The organism is Teichococcus globiformis, from assembly GCF_042646265.1.
Taxonomy (GTDB): domain Bacteria; phylum Pseudomonadota; class Alphaproteobacteria; order Acetobacterales; family Acetobacteraceae; genus Pseudoroseomonas; species Pseudoroseomonas globiformis.
This window is the reverse complement of record NZ_JBHRTN010000007.1, coordinates 128,426-146,893: the sequence shown is the minus strand read 5'-3', so window position 1 is coordinate 146,893 and position 18,468 is coordinate 128,426. Positions and strand designations below refer to the sequence as shown.

The 18,468-nt window shown below is 66.8% G+C and carries 16 protein-coding genes; 6 read left to right on the top strand and 10 right to left on the bottom strand.

Translation table 11 applies throughout. The features are described from left to right. Positions 1-315 precede the first annotated feature (315 nt). Both ACFOD4_RS05920 and ACFOD4_RS05915 read left to right on the top strand, forming a co-directional pair. Positions 316-1,509: an aminotransferase gene (locus ACFOD4_RS05920; RefSeq protein WP_379595014.1), complete on the top strand. Its 1,194-nt coding sequence runs from the start codon at positions 316-318 to the stop codon at positions 1,507-1,509. A 218-nt stretch (positions 1,510-1,727) separates the two neighbouring features. Next, the gene (locus ACFOD4_RS05915; RefSeq protein WP_379595013.1) at positions 1,728-1,997 is read left to right on the top strand and encodes an HU family DNA-binding protein; all 270 of its coding nucleotides are present in this window, start codon (positions 1,728-1,730) and stop codon (positions 1,995-1,997) included. Between the two features lie 55 nt (positions 1,998-2,052). On the opposite strand, the gene ACFOD4_RS05910 is transcribed toward ACFOD4_RS05915, so the two are convergent. Beyond that, a complete protein-coding gene (locus tag ACFOD4_RS05910; protein ID WP_379595012.1) occupies positions 2,053-3,045 on the bottom strand; it encodes a Bug family tripartite tricarboxylate transporter substrate binding protein in 993 nt (330 codons plus the stop codon). Between the two features lie 76 nt (positions 3,046-3,121). Further along, the gene (locus tag ACFOD4_RS05905; protein WP_379595011.1) at positions 3,122-3,844 is read right to left on the bottom strand and encodes a ribonuclease activity regulator RraA; all 723 of its coding nucleotides are present in this window, start codon (positions 3,842-3,844) and stop codon (positions 3,122-3,124) included. A 102-nt stretch (positions 3,845-3,946) separates the two neighbouring features. On the opposite strand from ACFOD4_RS05905, the gene ACFOD4_RS05900 reads away from it, so the two are divergent. Together ACFOD4_RS05900 and ACFOD4_RS05895 are read left to right on the top strand one after the other, a co-directional pair. After that, positions 3,947-4,825, top strand: coding sequence for a LysR family transcriptional regulator (locus ACFOD4_RS05900; protein ID WP_379595010.1), 879 nt, complete (start codon positions 3,947-3,949; stop codon positions 4,823-4,825). Positions 4,826-4,853: 28 nt separating this feature from the next. After that, positions 4,854-5,984 (top strand): 2OG-Fe(II) oxygenase, encoded by a 1,131-nt coding sequence (locus ACFOD4_RS05895; RefSeq protein WP_379595009.1) that lies wholly within the window; start codon positions 4,854-4,856, stop codon positions 5,982-5,984. Between the two features lie 203 nt (positions 5,985-6,187). Here the strand turns inward: ACFOD4_RS05895 and ydiJ are convergent, their stop codons facing one another. Both ydiJ and ACFOD4_RS05885 read right to left on the bottom strand, forming a co-directional pair. Next, entirely contained in the window at positions 6,188-9,247 is a 3,060-nt protein-coding gene (ydiJ, locus tag ACFOD4_RS05890; RefSeq protein WP_379595008.1) for a D-2-hydroxyglutarate dehydrogenase YdiJ, read from the bottom strand. A gap of 25 nt (positions 9,248-9,272) precedes the next feature. Continuing rightward, positions 9,273-10,076 (bottom strand): enoyl-CoA hydratase/isomerase family protein, encoded by an 804-nt coding sequence (locus ACFOD4_RS05885; RefSeq protein WP_379595007.1) that lies wholly within the window; start codon positions 10,074-10,076, stop codon positions 9,273-9,275. Positions 10,077-10,261: 185 nt separating this feature from the next. Here ACFOD4_RS05885 and ACFOD4_RS05880 point away from each other — a divergent pair, with 185 nt between their 5' ends. Together ACFOD4_RS05880 and ACFOD4_RS05875 are read left to right on the top strand one after the other, a co-directional pair. Continuing rightward, entirely contained in the window at positions 10,262-11,248 is a 987-nt protein-coding gene (locus tag ACFOD4_RS05880; RefSeq protein ID WP_379595006.1) for an ABC transporter substrate-binding protein, read from the top strand. Continuing rightward, positions 11,235-12,911: an ABC transporter permease gene (locus tag ACFOD4_RS05875; RefSeq protein ID WP_379595005.1), complete on the top strand. Its 1,677-nt coding sequence runs from the start codon at positions 11,235-11,237 to the stop codon at positions 12,909-12,911. Before ACFOD4_RS05880 ends, ACFOD4_RS05875 begins: the two co-directional genes overlap by 14 nt. 49 nt (positions 12,912-12,960) lie before the next feature. On the opposite strand, the gene phoB is transcribed toward ACFOD4_RS05875, so the two are convergent. The 6 genes from phoB to pstS all read right to left on the bottom strand — a co-directional run bounded on the left by phoB (position 12,961) and on the right by pstS (position 18,339). Beyond that, positions 12,961-13,677 (bottom strand): phosphate regulon transcriptional regulator PhoB, encoded by a 717-nt coding sequence (phoB, locus tag ACFOD4_RS05870; protein WP_379595004.1) that lies wholly within the window; start codon positions 13,675-13,677, stop codon positions 12,961-12,963. 18 nt (positions 13,678-13,695) lie between these two features. Then, a complete protein-coding gene (gene phoU / locus ACFOD4_RS05865) occupies positions 13,696-14,424 on the bottom strand; it encodes a phosphate signaling complex protein PhoU (protein ID WP_379595264.1) in 729 nt (242 codons plus the stop codon). A gap of 5 nt (positions 14,425-14,429) precedes the next feature. Further along, entirely contained in the window at positions 14,430-15,257 is an 828-nt protein-coding gene (pstB, locus tag ACFOD4_RS05860) for a phosphate ABC transporter ATP-binding protein PstB (protein WP_379595263.1), read from the bottom strand. Positions 15,258-15,276: 19 nt separating this feature from the next. After that, a complete protein-coding gene (gene pstA, locus ACFOD4_RS05855; RefSeq protein WP_379595003.1) occupies positions 15,277-16,161 on the bottom strand; it encodes a phosphate ABC transporter permease PstA in 885 nt (294 codons plus the stop codon). Positions 16,162-16,166: 5 nt separating this feature from the next. After that, the gene (pstC, locus tag ACFOD4_RS05850; protein WP_379595002.1) at positions 16,167-17,171 is read right to left on the bottom strand and encodes a phosphate ABC transporter permease subunit PstC; all 1,005 of its coding nucleotides are present in this window, start codon (positions 17,169-17,171) and stop codon (positions 16,167-16,169) included. A gap of 118 nt (positions 17,172-17,289) precedes the next feature. Beyond that, the gene (pstS, locus tag ACFOD4_RS05845; RefSeq protein ID WP_379595001.1) at positions 17,290-18,339 is read right to left on the bottom strand and encodes a phosphate ABC transporter substrate-binding protein PstS; all 1,050 of its coding nucleotides are present in this window, start codon (positions 18,337-18,339) and stop codon (positions 17,290-17,292) included. Between the last annotated feature and the right edge of the window lie 129 nt (positions 18,340-18,468).

The window sequence follows — 18,468 nt, the reverse complement described above, 5'->3', positions numbered from 1 at the left end:
GACTGTCACGGGCGTCGGGGCGGCTTAACCGCTGTGTCGCATGGGGCAGCCTTCGCGGGCAATGGGAGCGTGACGGTTTTTCCGCTCCGCGAGACATGGCCGCGCCTCGGAAGCAGGCATCCTGCCTCAGGAAGTGGCAGCCATGCCCAGCCTGCTGTTGCATCCCGGGGTGGCGGGCGGCATGATCCGCCGCCGCCCGGGGCCGGGGCGGGGGCGCGCGCCCTGTGAGGATGAGAGCGCTCCGGATCAGCGGGCTGCGCAGTGCCGGCGGACTCGACGCCGTCGGCCCTACCTGGACAAGCCGTATCCTTTCCCATGAAGAACCAGAACGAACTGCTTTCCGCCAGCGGTACCACCATTTTCACGGTGATGTCGGCCCTTGCCATGCAGCATGGCGCCATCAACCTCGGCCAGGGCTTCCCGGACGAGGAAGGGCCCGTAGATGTGGTGCGCGCCGCCGCCGAAGCGCTGCTGGACAACCGTAACCAGTACCCGCCCCTGACCGGCCTGCCGGAGCTGCGCCAGGCCGTCGCCGACGCCAACCGCCGCTTCTATGGACTGGAAATAGACGCCAACGCTGAGGTGGTCGTTACTTCCGGCGCCACAGAGGCGATCACGGCTTCCCTGATGGCGGTGCTGAACCCCGGCGACGAGGTTGTGCTCCTGGAGCCGCTCTATGACACTTACCTGCCAGTAGTGCGGCTGCTAGGCGGTGTGCCGCGTCTCGTGCGGCTCGCACCACCGAAATGGGAATTGCCGCGTGCGGAGCTTGCCGCCGCCTTCGGCCCGAAGACCAAGGCGATCCTGCTGAACACGCCGATGAACCCGGCGGGCAAGGTGTTCACCGCCGCCGAACTGGCCTTTATCGCCGATCTCTGTCAGCGCCACGACACCTATGCCGTGTGCGACGAGGTTTACGAGCATCTGACCTTTGACGGCTGGCGCCACATCCCGCTGATGACCCTGCCCGGCATGCGGGAGCGGTGTCTGCGCATTGGCTCGGCCGGGAAGACCTTCAGCCTGACCGGATGGAAGGTCGGCTACATCACCTGTGACCGTTCGCTGGCCGGCAATGTCGCCAAGGCGCACACGAACTTGACCTTCACCACGCCGCCCAACCTGCAGCGCGCTGTGGCCGTAGGGCTTGCCAAGGATGACGATTACTTCACCAGCCTGGCAACAGGCCTGCAGGCCCGGCGCGATCAACTGGCATCCGGACTCACGGCGCTGGGCTTCTCCTTGCTGCCCTGCAACGGAAGCTACTTCATCACCGCCGATTTTACCCCGCTTGGCTTCCACGGCGACGATGTGGCGTTCTGCCGACACCTAACAGAGGTCGCCAAGGTGACGGCGATCCCCGTTTCTGCCTTCTACGCGGGAGGCGATGCGCCGGGGCACTATGTGCGCTTTGCCTTCTGCAAACGCGAATCTGTTCTGGAAGAAGCGCTGCAACGCCTGCGTGCCTGGAAGAAGGACTATTCGCCGGAGCGTCTGGCACAGGCCGGTTAGAACAACCTCGCATGGCGCGCATGCACGCGCGCCGCGAGAGTTCCGCAGGCCCTGCCCGGCTTTGCTGAACGTCGCTTCACTTTTGCGCGCGGGTTGCCTTGTTCCTGCCACAGTGGGGCAGAACATTCCGCCCCGCGTCATATCGGATGTAGAACTGGACTACATCGAACCTGACGCATGGCAAGGATCCCGCAGCCGCAAAGCGAGTCACGAACACCATGTCCAAGGCCTTTCTGACCCAGGTCATCCAGGAATCCACCGGCTGCACTGGCGTCGCCGCCAACCGTGCCGCCGGCGAGCTGATCGCCGCGATTGTCCGCGAAATGAAACGGAATGGCGGCTTTACCCTGCCGAGCTTCGGCACCTTCTCCGTGCGCAAGACCAAGGCCCGCAAAGGCATGAACCCACGCACCGGCGAGGCGGTGAAGGTAAAGGCCGGCAAAACTGTACGCTTCAAACCCTCCCCCAACCTCCGCAAGGCTGTGTGACACCCGGCGGGCGCGGCCGGCCAGGCTTGGCTAGCCGCGCTCCGGCTGAACTCTGCTACAGATCCTTCCAGGGCTTGCGGGCCCACATTTCCTGCAAGCGTGCATCCAGCCCCAGCACGGCGCTGCGGTATTCGTCCCCGATCATGGGACGCAGCGGCATCTGCGTGCGCTGCGCTTCGGCCTGGAATTGCGGGTCGGCGAGTGCCGCCTTGAATACGGCGAGCAGCTTCTCCCGCACCTCTCCCGGCAGGCCTGGCGGCGCCACGATGCCGCGCTGAGCTCCTGCCACGACCTTGACACCCTGCTCCGTCAGCGTGGCGATTTCCTGCAGATTGGGATCGCGCTGTGCCCCGGCCTGCGCCAGGCAACGGAAGCGCCCGTCCCGGAATCCCGGATTGCCTTCGCTGACATTGAAGCAGCCGATATCGACGTGCCCCCCCAGCACCGCTGTTTGCAGCGGCGCCGCGCCGTTGAAGGGGACGTGGCTGAGCTGAATGCCCGGCAGCGCCTGTTCCAGTTCCAGCATCACCAGATGGTCATCCGAGCCGATACCGGTGGTGCCGAAGCTCAACGGGCCGCGCTTGGCGCGCTCGATCATGTCCGCCAGATCCTTGACCGGCGAATCCTTGTTGACCCAGAGGCCACCCGGATCGTCCACCACATTGGCGATGTAATCGAACTCGGCGACCCGGTAGCGTACCGGACGCTCGAATGGGATGGTCATCATGGCGGGCGAGGTCACCGCCCCCAGGATGTAGCCATCGGGTCGCGCGGTGAAAGCGGCCTCCATGCCGATCTGGCTGCCGGCGCCGGGCCGATTCTCCACGATGAAGTTGCTGCCTGGCAGGTGTCGCTGCGCCGCCACGGCGACCAGCCGAGCCATCTGATCCACGCCACCGCCGGGCGGAAAGGGCACGATGATCACGATCGGCCGCTCGGGCCATGCCGTTGCGGCGCCGGCGTGCCTGATCAATGTGGGGTGAGCCAGCGCCGTGACGGCACCGAGCCCCGCCCCACTGGCCAAGAGGCCGCGGCGGGTCCATTCCATTCTTGTCTTCCTCTCCCATTCTCCGGCACACCCGCCACCCGCCCCTGTTCCTGAACGGGGTGGCATTGGCCGGGCTTCAGCCCTTGGTCTTGCGGCTGGCCTCGTAGCGGGCCTTGTTCTCGGCGTTCGGTGGATACAGGCCGGGCAGCGAGGCACCCCCCTCCACCTCCGACATGATCCAGCTTTCCTGCGCCTCCTGCTCGGCGGCCTGCTCCACCACCTCGTCCAGCAGCGCCTGCGGGATCAGCACCGCACCGTCGTCATCCACCACTACCACGTCGTTGGGGAACACCGCGACGCCACCACAGCCCACCGGCTCCTGCCAATTGATGAAGGTGAGCCCGGCAACCGAGGGCGGCGCCGCGGCCCCCTGGCACCAAACCGGCAGCCCGGTGCCGATGACGCCAGCCCCATCGCGCACCACGCCGTCAGTAACCAGCGCCGCGACCTTTTTCTTGGCCATGCGGGCACACAGGATATCGCCGAAGATGCCGGCATCGGTCACGCCCATGGCATCGGCGATCACGATCGCCCCTTCCGGCATGGCCTCGATCGCCGAGCGGGTGGAGATCGGGTTCGACCAGGAGGCCGGGGTCGCCAGATCCTCGCGCGCCGGCACGAAGCGCAGGGTGAAGGCGCGTCCCACCAGGCGCGGCTGACCGGGCTTGAGGGGCCGCGTGCCGCGCATCCACACGTTCCGCAGCCCCTTCTTCAGCAGCACGGTGGTCAGGGTGGCGGTGGAGATGCCCGACAGGATCTCGATGACCTTGCGGTCGAGCGGCTGGACTTCGGTCGCCATGGGGGTGCCTTCTCATAGGGTCGGAGTTCCGCCTATCCTGCGGGACCACGCGCCACCGGAAAACCCTTTCTTTCCTGCTTTCGAGCGATAGGTTTTCCATCGATGGACACGCGTTTCCTGGAAAGCTTTGTCGCCGTGGTGGAGGAAGGCTCGATCGCCGCTGCCGCCCGCCGCCTCAACCTCACGCCTGCCGCCCTGGCGCAACGCATCCAGACGCTGGAGGCCGATCTGGGCAGCCCACTACTGCAACGCGCCGGCCGTGCCGTGGTGCCGGCGGAGGCAGGACTGGCCATCCTGCCGCGCGCCCGTGCCCTGCTGCGTGACCTTCGGGATCTGCGGGACAGTGCCCAGGAAGGCGTGGTGGCGGGCGAGTTGCGGCTGGGCGCCATTGCCACCGGCCTGACGGGGCTGCTGCCCGGGATGCTGGCTGGCCTTGCCGCGCGCTTCCCGGCCGTGGAGGTGCATGTCTCGCCCGGCATCTCGTCCGACCTGTACCAGCGCGTGGTGGCGGGCGGCCTGGACGTGGCGTTGATCGTGCAACCGGAGTTCGCCCTGCCCAAGAGTTGCGACTGGCGCGTGCTTCGGGAAGAGAAGTTGATCGCCCTGGCTCCGGCGCGGCTTGGCACCGCCGATCCGCACGCGCTGCTCGGCGCCGAGCCGTTCATCCGCTACGACCGCCATCAGTGGGGGGGAAGGATCGCCGATCGCTACCTGCGCGAGGCCCGCATCCGCCCACGCGAGAGGTTTGAGCTGGATGCGCTGGATGCCATCGCGGTGATGGTGGATCGCGGGCTCGGCGTATCCCTGGTGCCAGACTGGGCGCCACCTTGGCCGGCCGGCCTTTCCCTTTCGCGCCTGCCGCTTCCGCTGCCCGTGCCGCCACGCCGCATCGGCTTGCTCTGGTCGCGGAACCCGGCACGGCTGCGGCTGGTGCGGGCGCTGCTGGACCAGCCACATCCCTCCGGCCAAGATGGCGGTTGAGAAAGCGGCGTGGGAGACTACCAGCACGATGGCGGCCTACATCAATCGGCTACCGGGCGATCCGGCGCCGTATTTTCACCAGCGTTCTGTGGCCAATCCGAACTACGCCTTCGACACGGCCGCCGGGCGCTGGCTGGTTCTCTGCTTTCTGGGCAGCGCCGCCGACGCTCACAGCCAGGCCGCGCTGACTGCCGTAACGGCCCGCACGGACCTGTTCGATGACGAGCATGCCAGCTTCTTCGGCGTCAGCACCGATCCGGCGGACGAAGCCAGGGGCCAGCTGCGCGACCGCTACCCGGGCTATCGTTTTCTCTGGGACATGGATCGTTCCGTCAGCCGCCTCTACGGTGCTGCGGCGCAGGACGACACGGCAGCTCCGCTGCGCCGTCTCTGGGTGGTGATGGATCCTACCCTTCGCATCCGTCATGTGATCCCCTTCAGGCCCGATCGTGGCGATATCCCGGAGGCACTGGCGGCGCTGGATGCCTTGCCACCGCCCGCTGCCTTCGCGGGATTTCCGCTCCAGGCGCCGGTTCTCGTGCTGCCCGGGCTCTTCGAGCCGGCGCTGTGTCAGGAACTGATCGCGTTGTATGAAAGCGAGGGCGGAGAGGAATCCGGCTTCATGCGCGATGTGGGTGGCCGCACCGTGCTCATGACCGATGCAGGCCACAAGAAGCGCCGGGATTGCACCATCGCCGATTCCGCGTTGATCAAGCGATTGCAGGAGCGGTTCCATCGCCGCGTGGTGCCGGAGATCGCCAGGGCCTTTCAGTTCCAGGTCACACGGATGGAGCGCTACATCGTGTCCTGCTACGCCGCCGAGGAAGGCGGGCATTTCCGTGCCCACCGCGACAACACCACTCTGGGCACGGCGCACCGCCGCTTCGCCGTTTCGGTCAACCTGAACGATGCGTTCGAGGGCGGCGAAGTCAGCTTCCCGGAATACGGGCCGCGCAGCTTCAAGGCGCCGGCCGGCGGCGGCGTGGTGTTCTCCTGCTCGCTGCTCCATGCGGTTTCGCCAGTGACGCATGGACGGCGCTTCGCCTTTCTGCCCTTCCTCTACGACGAGGCGGCCGCAAAGCTTCGGGAAGAGAACCGGGTGCATCTGGCGCCGCGGCAGAAAGGCCCGAGAGGTGCCATTCCTCCCCCACCGGCCTGACAAGCGCCCGACATCCACCGCGTCGGTTCCAGGACACCGGAGGGCGGTGACCCTTCACCTCGTTGACAGGTAGATGGGCAGCAATTGCTTGTGGTCGCCGTTGAAGTTTCCGAGGGCCACCGGGACACCGTCCGGGAAGCGCCACAGGATCGCAGGGCGTCTCTCGCCAGGAACGTCGGAGGGAGCCAAAGCCCCCTCCTCCACTAGGCAGCCTGGAAAACCGGCCTTTCCGCTGCCGGCGATGCCTCGCGCAGCCGCAGGAGCAGGGCTTGCACCGGGTGCGCCAGCGTCACTCCATCGAAGCGCTTCACCTGGGAACGGCACGAATAGCCGCTGGCCAGCAGCCGCTCTCCATTCCTCGCCACATGTCCTTGCCAGCTCAGCCCGTAGAGCTTTTCAGACAGCGCCTTGTGCTCCGCCTCATGTCCGAAGGTACCTGCCATGCCGCAGCAGCCCGAGGCCAGAACCTTCAATGGCGTGCCCAGCTTCGCGAACACCGCCTGCCAATCCTTGACCGAGCCCGGCGCATTGGTGCGCTCCGTGCAATGGGGCAGCAGAGCGAAGCCTTCCCCGCTGGCCAGAGTCGGGATCAGGTGCAGGCGCCTCGCCAGCCATTCCTGGGGCAACAGGACCGGCGCCACCTCGCCCTCGATCGCCTTGTACTCGCTGCGATAAGTCAGCGTCATGGAGGGATCGACGCCGATCAGGCCAATGCCCGTGAGCGCCAGTTCGCGCAGCATGGCGGCGTTGGCCTCGGCCTGGCGGCGGAACTTTCCAAGGAAGCCATGCACATGCAACGGCTTTCCATTGGGACGGAAAGGCGCGAGCCAGGGGGTGAAGCCCATGAGCTGGAGCGCCTCGGCCAGGTCCAGCACCAGCCGCGTCTCGAAATAGCTGGTGAAGGCATCCTGCACGATGACCACATGGCGCTCGCGCTCCGTCTCCGGCACCGCGCGAAGGGCCTCCGGCATGGCGCGGCGGACGCCACGCTTCGCCGCCTCCGCTTCCAGAGCGATGCCGCTGAACAGCGGCGCATCCACCAGCCCGGCCTTGACGGAGAGCGCACGACCGATGCCGCTGCCCATCATCGCATTGGCCAGCTTCGGCATCCGGGCGCCCAGCGGCAACATGCCTTCAAGCTGCCCAACCAGATGGTCCTTCAACGGGCGCAGATAACGGCCGTAGTAAAGCTCCATGAACTTGGCGCGGAAGCTCGGCACATCCACCTTGATCGGGCACTGCCCGGTGCAGGATTTGCAGGCCAGGCAGCCATCCATGGCCTGCTTTACCTCGGCCGAGAAATCGGCCTTGCCCCGCCGCAGCTCCCGGCTGTTGCGGATCTTCGCTGGCAAATCGGTGAAGAACCCGCCTGCGCGGATGCGCTTCGCCTCGGCCGAAGGATCGACCCCTGCATCGGCGAGCTGGCGTAGCCATTCGCGGATCAGGCTGGCACGTCCCTTCGGGGAATGCCTCCGGTCGCCCGTTCCCTTGAAGGAGGGGCACATGGCATCCTGCGCGTCGTAGTTGAAACAGGCACCATTGCCGTTGCAGTGCAGCGCCTCCTCGAAGACGGCGCGGGTCTCGGCAGGGATGACGCGGTCGCGCTGGCCGCGCATGGGCACAGTATCGATGGCCAGCAGCGCCTCGCCATCAGGGGCGGCGATCTTTCCAGGGTTGAGCTGGTTGCGCGGGTCGAAGGCCGCCTTCAAGGCCTGCAGCGCCGGGTAGAGCGGCCCGAACACCTCCGGCACGTATTCCGAGCGCACGCCCTTGCCGTGCTCGCCCCAGAGCAGGCCGTTGTATTTGCGGGTGAGCGCGAACACCTCGTCGGAAATGGCGCGGATGCGGGCCTCGGCGCCTTCCTCCTTCATGTCGATGGCCGGGCGGACATGCAGCACACCGGCATCCACATGGCCGAACATGCCGTACTCCAGCCCCCGCCGGTCCAGCGCCGCGCGGAACTCGGCGATGAAGTCGGCCAGATGCTCGGGCGGGACGGCCGTGTCCTCGACAAAGGGGATGGGCCGCTTCTCGCCCTGCATGTTGCCGAGCAGGCCGACGCCCCGCTTGCGCATGCCCTGGATGCGCTCGCCCGCCTCGTCCCAGGCAATGGTATAGCCGTAGCGGCCGAAGCTTCGCCCTTCTTCCGCCAGCCGTGCCTCCACCGGGGCCAGCCTCCCGCGCACTTCGCTTTCGCTGTCGCCGACGAACTCAATCAGGTTGATGCCGGCGGCGATGCCTTCCGGATCGTCGGGGAAATATTCCTTGATGCCTTCCCAGACGATGTCGCCGCGCGCCAGGGACAGCACCTTGCTGTCCACCGTTTCGACCGAGGCGGCACCCAGCGCCATCAGCACCCGCGCATCACGCAGCGCCGCGTCGAAGGAGCCGTAGCGCAGATTGACCAGTACGCTGCGCTTCGGGATCGGCAGCACGCGGATCCTGGCTTCGGCGATCATCGCCAGCGTGCCCTCGGAGCCGCACAGCACCGAGTTCAGGTCGAACCGGCCCTCGGCGTCGCGCAGATGCGCCAGATCGTAGCCGGTGAGGCAGCGGTTCATCCGCGGAAAGCGCTCGGCGATCAGCGCCGCATGCTCTCGCGAAATCCCGTCTGCCACGCGGTGGATGGCGCCCACCATGTCCTGCCGGCGCGCGACGGCGGAGAGTTCCGCATCGTCTATGGGCGACGAATCCCAGATCGTGCCGTCGAGCAGAACCACCTTGAGCGCCAGCACATGGTCACGCGTCTTGCCGTAGAGGCAGGAGCCCTGGCCACAAGCATCAGTGGAGATCATGCCGCCCATGGTGGCGCGGTTGCTGGTGGAGCATTCCGGCGCGAAGAACAGCCCGAGTGGCTTCAACGCGGCATTCAACGCATCCTTGACCAGGCCCGGCTCGACCCGGACCCAGCCTTCCTTCTCGTTGATTTCCAGGATGCGGGTCATGTGGCGGGACAGGTCCACCACCACGCCGTCCGTCAGCGACTGGCCGTTGGTGCCGGTGCCACCGCCCCGCGGCGCGAAATGGACCCCCGTGAAGCGCGGATCGGCCGACACCTTCGCGATCCGCACCAGGTCCTCGGTCGTGCGCGGGAAGCACACGGCCTGGGGCAGGCGCTGATAGATGGAATTGTCGGTCGCCATGACCGTGCGGTCACCGTCCCCATGGGACAGATCGCCGGAGAAACCGCGCAGCCGCAGCTCTTCAAGAAAGGCCACGGCCGGCGAGGCAGGCGCCGGAACCCCGGCAAGACGCGGTATCATCGGGCAGGCGGTCTTTCGGTGAAGGTCAGCGGCCCTTCCACTGGGGCGGGCGCTTGTTCAGGAAGGCGTCCATCCCCTCGCGGAAATCCTCGCTCATATAGCACATCAGCACCAGATCCTCGCCTTCCTCGGCGGAGATCTTATGGGCCAGGCGGCGGATAGCCTCCTTGGTGGCGCGCAGCGTCAGCGGCGCGTTGCCGGCGATGGTGGTGGCCACTTCGAGGGCCCGCGCCTGCAGGTCGCCGCCCTCGGGCACCACCTCGTGCAGCAGCCCGGCCTGCAGCGCCTCATCCGCGCCGATCAGGCGGGCGGTGAAGATCATTTCCTTGGCGCGCGAGGGGCCGATCAAGGTCACCAGCCGCGAGAAGGAAGCCATGGACAGGATGTTGCCCAGCGTCTTGGCGATGGGAAAGCCATAGCGCGAATGGGCGGTGGCGATGCGGATATCGGATACGGCGGCGATCGCGCCACCACCACCGGTGCAGGCGCCGTTGATGGCGGCGATCACCGGCTTCGGGCAGGCCTCGATGGCGGAAAGGATCTTGCCGATCCGCGCCTCGTAGTCGATGGCGTCCTGCGGGGTCTTGAAGGCACGGAACTGGTTGATGTCGGTGCCAGCGGCGAAGGCCTTGTCGCCCGCACCGGTCAGGATGATGGCCTTGACCTCCGGATCCTCAGCGGCCTCGGCACAGAACTGGCCGAGCCGCTCGTACATGGCGAAGGTGAAGGCGTTGCGCGCCTGCGGGCGGTTGAAGGTGACGCGGGCGATGCCCCCTTCCAGCCGCTCGAACAGGATGTCGTCCTGGGTATCCACTACCTTGGCGTCCATGCTCTGATCCTTCCCGGGTTTCCTTGGAGGGGCGCATCATGCCCTTGTTCCGGTCTTACGGATGGGCGGCGGGGCTGTAAACTGGACGGCGATGCTCGGGTTCATCGAAACTTCATCATGCCCCCCTGCCCTGCCGGCGGCGGCGCCGTTACGGGAAACCCGAACCCGTGCGCGAGGATATTGACATGCGGCGCAAAGCCCTTCTGCTTCTTGGCCTATCCCTGTTGGCAGCGCCGCTGGCTCCGGCCATGGCCGAGCCCGCCGGCAAGCTGGTGCTCTACACCAGCCAGCTGGAGCCGGATGCGGCCCGCACGGTGCAGCTCTTCCAAGGGAAGCATCCCAAGGTGCAGGTGGAGTGGATCCGTGGCGGCACCAACCAGATCATGCCCCGCCTGCGGGCGGAGATCGCCGCCGGCAACCCGCGTGCCGACCTGCTGCTGCTGGCCGACAGCCTGACCTTTGAGGGCCTCAAAAAGGAAGGCCTGCTGCGCTCCAGTCCGGACGTGGCCACCGGCAACACGCCGGACACCGTGCATGATCCCGAACGGACCTATTTCGGCACCAAGCTACTGACAACCGGGATCGTCATGAACACCCGCGCGCCCTTTACCCCGAAGGGGTGGGGCGACCTGCTGCGGCCGGAAGCGGCGAACCTGACCGCCATGCCGTCGCCCAGCGTCTCCGGGGCAGCAGCCATCCATGTGCAGACAGTGGCGCAGGCGCCGGGGCTGGGCTGGGACTACTGGGAAAAGCTGCTGAAAGCGGGGGTCCAGCCGCGTGGCGGCAATGGCGCGGTGATGCAGGCGGTGGCCGGTGGCGAAAGGGCTTTTGGCATCGTGGTGGACTACATGCCGATCCGCGAGGCAGCCAAGGGGGCGCCTGTGCAGTTTATCTTCCCGGCGGACGGCGCGAGCGCCATCACCGAGCCGGTCGCCATCCTGAAATCCAGCAGGAACCCCGAGGCGGCGGCCGCCTTTGTTTCCTTTCTGCTGTCCCGCGAGGGGCAGGAACTGGCCTCCAGCCAGGGCTTCCTGCCGGCCGACCCGGAGGTGGCGCCTCCTGCCGGATTTCCCGACCGCCGCGGCATCAATCTCCTGCCCTTCGACGCCGCGCGTGCCGTGGCGGAGGGCGAGCAGGATCTGAAGCGCTTCAACCAGCTTGCCGGCCAGTAAGCCCGTCACCAGGGGCAACGCCTTCCGGTCGCCCCTGCCGACCCTCGCCCTTCTCGCGCTGCTGTGGCTGACGGTGGTCGGGCTGGCGCCCGCACTGCGCCTTCTGGCGGAGGCCACGGGCCCGGCGCTTCCGCCGCTGTTGCAGGATGGCAGCATCTGGCGCGCCGCCGGCCGCAGCCTGGTGGTCGCCCTCGGTGGCGCCTTGCTGGCAACCCTGATCGGTGCCGCGCAGGCCAGCCTGCTGCTTCTGCGTGCCATGCCCGGACGAGGCATGCTGCTGTTCCTTTGCATCCTGCCGCTGCTGGTTCCGCCGCAGATCCTGGCCCTGGCCTTCATTCAGACGGGCGGTCCATCCTCGCCCCTGCTGATCTCGCTGGGATTGGCACCACCACTGGGCAGCGGAAACCCGTTTCATGGCCCGGGCGGCATGATCCTGCTGCTGGGCATTCAGGGCGCGCCGCTGGTGCTGCTGGCCATCGCGGGGCTGCTGCGGCGCCTGCCGGCCGAACTTCTGACCGCCGCGCGCGGCCTGGGCGCGACGCCGGCTCAGGCGCTGCGTCAAGTGATCTGGCCGCTGCTGCTGCCCGGCGTGCTGGCCGGGGCCGGGCTCGCTTTCGTGGCGGCCCTGGGCAATTTCGGCATCGCCGCCATGCTGGGCATTCCCGGCCGCTACACGGTTCTGACCGTACTGATCTGGCAGCGCCTGTCAGCCACGGGACCTGCCGCATTGTCGCAGGTGGCGGCGTTGTCGCTGCTGCTGGCGGCGCTGGCTTTGCCGGGATTGCTGGCGCAGTTCCTGGCCGCCCGGCGCGGCAGTGGTGGGCGGGCAGGCAGGCCCTTCGTGCCGCTGGACCCGACGCCTCGTGCCCGCGCCGCCCTTTTGCTATTGGCTTTCTATCTCGCGGTTGTCCTCCTCCTGCCTCTGGCGTCGCTTCTGACCTCGGCCATTGTGCCGGCGATGGGCATGGCTCTGACGGCCGACAGCGCGACGCTCAGACATTTCGACGCCATGCTGTCACCCGGCGCTCATACGCTTGGAGCCTTCGGCAATTCGCTGCTGCTGTCCGGCGGAGCGGCGCTGATCCTGGCGGTCGCCGCCTTGCCCGTGGCGCTGGCGTTGCATCACCGCCCCGTGCGATGGGCAAGCACGGGTGCCGACCTGCCTTATGCTCTGCCAGGAGCCTGCACGGCAGTGTCGGTGATCCTGCTGGTCCTGAGCCTGCCGGGGGGCGGCGCGGCCTATGGCACGATGGCGCTGATCCTTTTCGCCTATCTTGCCCGGTTTCAAGCGCTGGCTTTGCGGCCCGTCGCCGCCGCAGCCGCCCGTCTGGACCCGGCGCTGGAGGATGCAGCGCGTGGCCTGGGAGCCGGGCTGTGGGCAAGGCTGGTCTGGGTGCACCTGCCGCCCCTGCTTCCGGCACTGACGGCAGGCGGCATCCTGGTGGTTCTGTTGGCAGTCAACGAAGTGACGGTCAGCAGCCTGCTGCACGGGCCTGGCACGCAGACACTCGGGGTTCTGGTGTTCAATCTGCAGGATGGCGGTCAATCGCCGCAGGCAGCGGCCGTCTCATGCCTGGCATTGCTGACCGTGGGAGGCCTGATCGGCGCGGCCACCTTGCTGGGCCGCCGCCTGCCGCCCGGGACACTGCCCTGGCGACCGTGAAGCAATGCGCCTTCCCACCTCTAGTCGGTCCCGGGAAGGCGCCTTCGGTTCAATGCTGCTCCAGATCCAGCGCGTAGCCGGCGCTGCGCACGGTGCGGATGATGTCCACATCGGCGTCGCCATTCACCGCTTTGCGCAGGCGGCGAATATGCACGTCCACTGTGCGCGGCTCCACATGGATGTCGCGGCCCCAGACAGCGTCCAGCAGTTGCTCGCGAGAGAAGACACGGCCCGGATGCTGCAGGAAGAACTCCAGCAGCCGGTACTCCGTGGGACCCAGATGCAGAGGACGGCCGCCACGGGACACCCGGTGGGCATCCTGATCCATGGCGATGTCGTGCCAGGACAGGGTGCCCTTGGTGGCGATGCCACCTGAACGGCGAAGCAACGCACGGATGCGCGCCAGCAGCGCATCCATCACAAAGGGCTTGGCGATGTAGTCGTCGGCGCCAGTGTCCAGCGCGCGCACCGCATCCTGGTCCTCGGTCCGTGCCGTCACCATGATGATCGGCATGTCGCGCGTATCGGGCCGGCGGCGGAGCTGGCGGCAGACCTCCAGCCCGGAAAGCGCCGGCAGCATCCAGTCCAGCAGCACCAGATCCGGCGGCGCCTCGGCTACGCGCATCAGCGCTTCCTGGCCGTCGGCGGCCTCGTCGACACGGAAACCCTGCTTCTCCAGGTTGTAGCGCAGCAGGGTCAGGAGCGGTGCCTCGTCCTCCACCACCAGGATGGTCGGGCGCGACATGCTGGGATTCAGCTCGGCCATGGTTGCGGTTCTCACACCTTACGCCGGCGGCCGCACAACTGTGTAGGCAGACGCGTCGGATTTCGGGCGGTCCTCGGGCAGCATGTGGCCCAGGACGGCGTAGTGCACGGTTTCGGCGATGTTGGTCGCATGGTCGCCGATGCGCTCGAAGTTCTTGGCAATGAAGAGCAGATGGGTTGCCGCAGTGATGTTGCGCGGATCTTCCATCATGTGCGTCAGCATCTCGCGGAAGATGCCGTTGTAGATGTCGTCCACCGGTGCATCGGCGGCCCAGACGCGCTCGGCGCCCGCGGCATCCTCCTTCACCAGGCTGTCGATCGCGTCCTTCAGGTTCTCCTGAACCAGCTTGGCCATCCACTGGAAGCCGTTCAGGCTGCCCAGCTGAGGCTGCTGGGACACCACGATGGCGCGCTTGGCGGCATTGCGGGCATAGTCACCGATGCGCTCGATGTCGGTGGAAACTTTCATCGCCGCGACGATCAGGCGAAGATCGGCCGCCACCGGCTGGCGCAGCGCCAGCAAGCGGACGCAGAAGCTCTCGATCTCCGTTTCCAGGGCGTCGATCTCGCCGTCGCGCCCGACCACCTCGCTGGCCAGCTCGGTGTCGCGGCGGATCAGGGCAGAGGCCGCGTCGGCCACCTGACGCTCGGCCAGGCCGCCCATGCGGGCGACCAGCTCACGCAGGCGCTTCAGCTGCTCCTCATAGGCACGGACAATATGCTCGCTCGTCGTCTTGTCGGCTTCCATGTCGATCACCCGAACCGGCCTGTGATGTATTCCTGCGTCTTCTTCTGTTTGGGCGCCGTGAACATCTGCTCCGCCGGCGCAACTTCGATCAGCTCGCCCAGATAGAAGAACGCAACCTGGTCGGCGCAGCGCGCCGCCTGCTGCATGTTGTGCGTGACGATGGCGATGGTGAAGTCGCGCTTCAGCTCGTCGATCAGCTCTTCGATGCGCAGCGTCGAGATGGGATCCAGCGCCGAGGTCGGCTCGTCGAGCAGGATCACCTCGGGCCGCACGGCAATGGTGCGCGCAATGCACAGCCGCTGTTGCTGCCCGCCCGAAAGCCCCATGGCAGAGGTATGAAGACGGTCCTTCACCTCTCCCCAAATGGCGGCGCGGGTCAACGCCCACTCGATCCGCTCATCCATCTGCGACTTGGATAGTTTCTCATGCAGGCGGATGCCGAAGGCGATGTTGTCATAGATCGTCATGGGGAACGGCGTCGGCTTCTGGAACACCATGCCGATGCGCGACCGCAGCGCGTTCATGTCGATGCTGTCGTCCAGAAGATTCTGGCCGTCCATCATCACCTGGCCTGTCGCCCTCTGGCCGGGATACAGGCTGTACATCCGGTTCAACACGCGCAGCAGCGTCGACTTGCCGCACCCGGAAGGACCGATCATGCCGGTCACCTGACGGGCCGGCAGGTCGAAGTCGATCCCTTTCAGCGCCTTGTTGCTGCCGTAGAAGAAGTCGAGGCCACGCACGGCGATCCGCGGCTCGTTCAGCGCGGCGGTGGAGCGCGCCTGAAGCCCGCTCTGCGCCGCGGCCTCGGCGGTGGTGGTCTGCTGGGTCATCTGATCGCCCATGATGTCCTCACTTCTTCCGCAGCAGGCTGCGCGCCGCGATGTTGAGCCCGAGCACGCCGAGCGTGATGATAAGGGCACCGGCCCAGGCCAGCGCGATCCAGTCCGGGTAAGGGGAGCCGGCATAGGAGTAGATGGTGATGGGCAGGCTGGACATGGGTGCGCCCAGGTCAAGCGACCAGTTCAGGTTGCCGAGCGAGGTGAACAACAGCGGCGCCGTTTCACCGGCGACCCGGGCGACCGCCAGCAGCACGCCGGTGACGATGCCGCTCATGGCCGCCCGCCAGCAGATCAGCGTCACCATCTTCCACTTCGGCGCGCCAAGTCCCATCACCGCCTCGCGCAGCGTGTCGGGCAGCAGGCGCAGCATGTCCTCGGTGGTGCGGACCACCACGGGAATGACGATGATGGCGAGCGCGGCGCAGCCGGCCCAGCCCGAGAAACCGCCCATCGGCACCACCAGGGACTGGTAGACGAACAGGCCGATCAGAATGGATGGCGCCGAGAGCAGGATGTCGGACACGAAGCGGACGGCATTGGCGAGTGGCGAGCCCTTGGAATACTCGGCCAGGTAGGTGCCGACGAGCAGGCCGATAGGGGTGCCGATCAGTGTTCCGATGCCGGCCTGGATCAGGCTGCCGATGATCGGGTTCAGCAATCCGCCGCCCGAGCCGGGCGGGCGGGTCACATCGGTGAACACCCGGAGCGAGATGGCGGAGGCGCCGTTCACCAGCAGCGTGCCCAGGATCGACAACAGCAGCGCAAGGGCGATGCCGGTTGCCACGTAGCACAGCACCTTGATGATGTTGGCGAAGTTGCGGCGGCGGCGGCCGAGCGCCTCGGCCACACGCATGTTCTTGGCCGGGCCGGCGGAGGGAATGGTGGTCGCACTCATGGAACTCAGCCCTTCAGACGCTGGCGCAGCAGGAAGCGCGACGCGGCGAGCACGATGAACGAGATGACGAAGAGGATGAAGCCGAGGCCCAGCAGCGCCGAAAGCTTCAGGCTTCCCATCGTCGACTCGCCGAATTCAAGCGCCACCACCGAGGCGATGGTGTTGCCCGGTCCGAACAGGCTGGAAGAGATGCGGTTGGCGTTGCCGATGACAAAGGTGACCGCCATGGTCTCACCCAGGGCGCGGCCGAGGCCCAGCATGATGCCGCCCACCACGGACACGCGGGTGTACGGAAGCACCACGTTGCGCACCACTTCCCACTGCGTGCAACCCAGCCCATAGGCGCTTTCCTTGTAAACCGGCGGCACGGTCTCGAAGACGTCCCGCATGGTCGCGGCGATGAAGGGCAGCACCATGATCGCCAGGATCACAGCGGCCGTCAGGATGCCGGTACCGAAGGGCGGCCCTTCAAACAAGCGGCCGATCAGCGGCAGGGTGCCGATGGTGTCGATGACGAGGGGCTGCAGGTGCATCGACATGAAGGGCACAATCAGGAAGAACCCCCACATGCCATAGATGATCGACGGAACAGCGGCCAGCAGCTCGATCGCGGTGCCGACCGGGCGGCGCAACCACGCGGGCGCCAGCTCGGTCAGGTAGAAAGCCACGCCAAAGGCGAAAGGCACGGCGATCAGCAGCGCAAGGACGGCAGTGATGACGGTGCCGTAGATCGACACGCCCGCGCCGAATACCTCCTGGACCGGGTCCCACTCCGTGCTGAAGACGAAGCCGAGGCCGAAGGCGCGGAAGGCATCGAGGCCGCCCAGAAAGAGCTGCAGGATGATCGCGCCCAGCAGCAAGAGAACGAAAACGCCCGCACCGCGGCAGGCCGCGGCGAAGATCGCGTCACCGAGGGCGCCGGAACTCTTGCCGCTGCGCAGATCGGCGCGCCGGCTCGGTTGCGGCCCTGATGGAAGGTCGGAGACAGGAACGGCCTGCTGCAAGGTCAAACTCCACTATCCCAACGGGATGATCGGCCCCCGTGCCGGTCAGGCCGGGTCCGTCCTGGCGTAAACGGGCGGTGCCTTGCGGCCCGCCCGTCCGATGGTCCGGTCTGTCAAACCGTGTTCAGTTGGCAGGCCACACCGGCTTGCCGTCCACCTGGATGCTCGACCAGGACTTGCGCACCGCGTCCTCCACTGCCGGCGGCAGCGGGATGTATTCAAGCTGCGTCGCCACGCCGTCGCCCGCGCTGTAGGCCCAGTCGAAGAACTTCATGACGTTCTGCGTCTTGGCGGTATCGGTCGGGTTCTTGGGCAACAGGATGAAGGTCGGCGTCACGATCGGCCAGGAGGTTTCACCCCCGGTGTCCACCAGGTTGGCGGCGAAGTTCGGCACCGACCAATCGGCGTTCGCGGCGGCGGCCTGGAAGGCTTCCGAGGTGCCGGTGACGAACTTGCCGGCCTTGTTGCGCAGCTGCGTCGTGGTCAACTTGTTCTGCGCCGCGTAGGCATGCTCGACATAGCCGATCGCGCCGCGCACGTTGCGGACCGTTCCGGCAACGCCTTCATTGCCGCGGGCACCGGTACCGGCCGCCCACTTCACCGAAGTGCCGATGCCGACCTTCTGCTGGAACTCGGGCGACACGGCGGAAAGGTAGCTCACCCACACAAAGGTCGTGCCCGAGCCGTCCGCGCGGTAAACCGGCGCGATTGCGATGTTTGGCAGCTCTACGCCGCGGTTCAGCTCGACGATCTTGGGGTCGTTCCAGCGGGTGATCTTGCCGAGATAGATGTCGGAGATCAGTTCGCCGGTCAGCTTCAGCTGGTGATCGGTGACGCCCGGGATGTTCACGATGGGCACGATGGAGCCCATGGTGGACGGGAACTGCAGCAGATTGTTCTGCTCAAGCTGCTCGGCCGACATCGGGGCGTCGGTCGCGCCGAAATCCACAGTGCGGTTGCGGATCTGGGTCTGGCCAGCGCCGGAGCCGACAGACTGGTAGTTCAGCTGGATGCCGGTCGCCTGACGGGCAGCCTCACCCCACTTCTGGTACAGGGGCGCGGGAAAGCTGGCGCCGGCGCCGGTGATGCCCGCCTGCTGCGCAGACGCGCCCGCCGTCACGCCGATTGCCGCCACCATGCCAGCCGCCAGGGCCAGAAGCCGATTGCTCACCATATCTCTCCGTTCATTGGCCCAGGCGCCGGCGAAGAGCAGACGCGGAACCGGTTCGGTGGGCGGGGTTCTAGGTTCGATGCGCGACCGGTGTATTTCAGTTTTGTGAAGCTAATGTGACACATCTTCCTT

Excerpts from the sequence above, each read along its gene's own strand:
- ACFOD4_RS05920 (WP_379595014.1), top strand. The coding sequence starts at position 316 with ATGAAGAACCAGAACGAACTGCTTTCCGCCAGCGGTACCACCATTTTC.
- ACFOD4_RS05915 (WP_379595013.1), top strand. The coding sequence starts at position 1,728 with ATGTCCAAGGCCTTTCTGACCCAGGTCATCCAGGAATCCACCGGCTGC.
- ACFOD4_RS05910 (WP_379595012.1), bottom strand. The coding sequence starts at position 3,045 with ATGGAATGGACCCGCCGCGGCCTCTTGGCCAGTGGGGCGGGGCTCGGT.
- ACFOD4_RS05905 (WP_379595011.1), bottom strand. The coding sequence starts at position 3,844 with ATGGCGACCGAAGTCCAGCCGCTCGACCGCAAGGTCATCGAGATCCTG.
- ACFOD4_RS05900 (WP_379595010.1), top strand. The coding sequence starts at position 3,947 with ATGGACACGCGTTTCCTGGAAAGCTTTGTCGCCGTGGTGGAGGAAGGC.
- ACFOD4_RS05895 (WP_379595009.1), top strand. The coding sequence starts at position 4,854 with ATGGCGGCCTACATCAATCGGCTACCGGGCGATCCGGCGCCGTATTTT.
- ydiJ (WP_379595008.1), bottom strand. The coding sequence starts at position 9,247 with ATGATACCGCGTCTTGCCGGGGTTCCGGCGCCTGCCTCGCCGGCCGTG.
- ACFOD4_RS05885 (WP_379595007.1), bottom strand. The coding sequence starts at position 10,076 with ATGGACGCCAAGGTAGTGGATACCCAGGACGACATCCTGTTCGAGCGG.
- ACFOD4_RS05880 (WP_379595006.1), top strand. The coding sequence starts at position 10,262 with ATGCGGCGCAAAGCCCTTCTGCTTCTTGGCCTATCCCTGTTGGCAGCG.
- phoB (WP_379595004.1), bottom strand. The coding sequence starts at position 13,677 with ATGGCCGAGCTGAATCCCAGCATGTCGCGCCCGACCATCCTGGTGGTG.
- phoU (WP_379595264.1), bottom strand. The coding sequence starts at position 14,424 with ATGGAAGCCGACAAGACGACGAGCGAGCATATTGTCCGTGCCTATGAG.
- pstB (WP_379595263.1), bottom strand. The coding sequence starts at position 15,257 with ATGACCCAGCAGACCACCACCGCCGAGGCCGCGGCGCAGAGCGGGCTT.
- pstA (WP_379595003.1), bottom strand. The coding sequence starts at position 16,161 with ATGAGTGCGACCACCATTCCCTCCGCCGGCCCGGCCAAGAACATGCGT.
- pstS (WP_379595001.1), bottom strand. The coding sequence starts at position 18,339 with ATGGTGAGCAATCGGCTTCTGGCCCTGGCGGCTGGCATGGTGGCGGCA.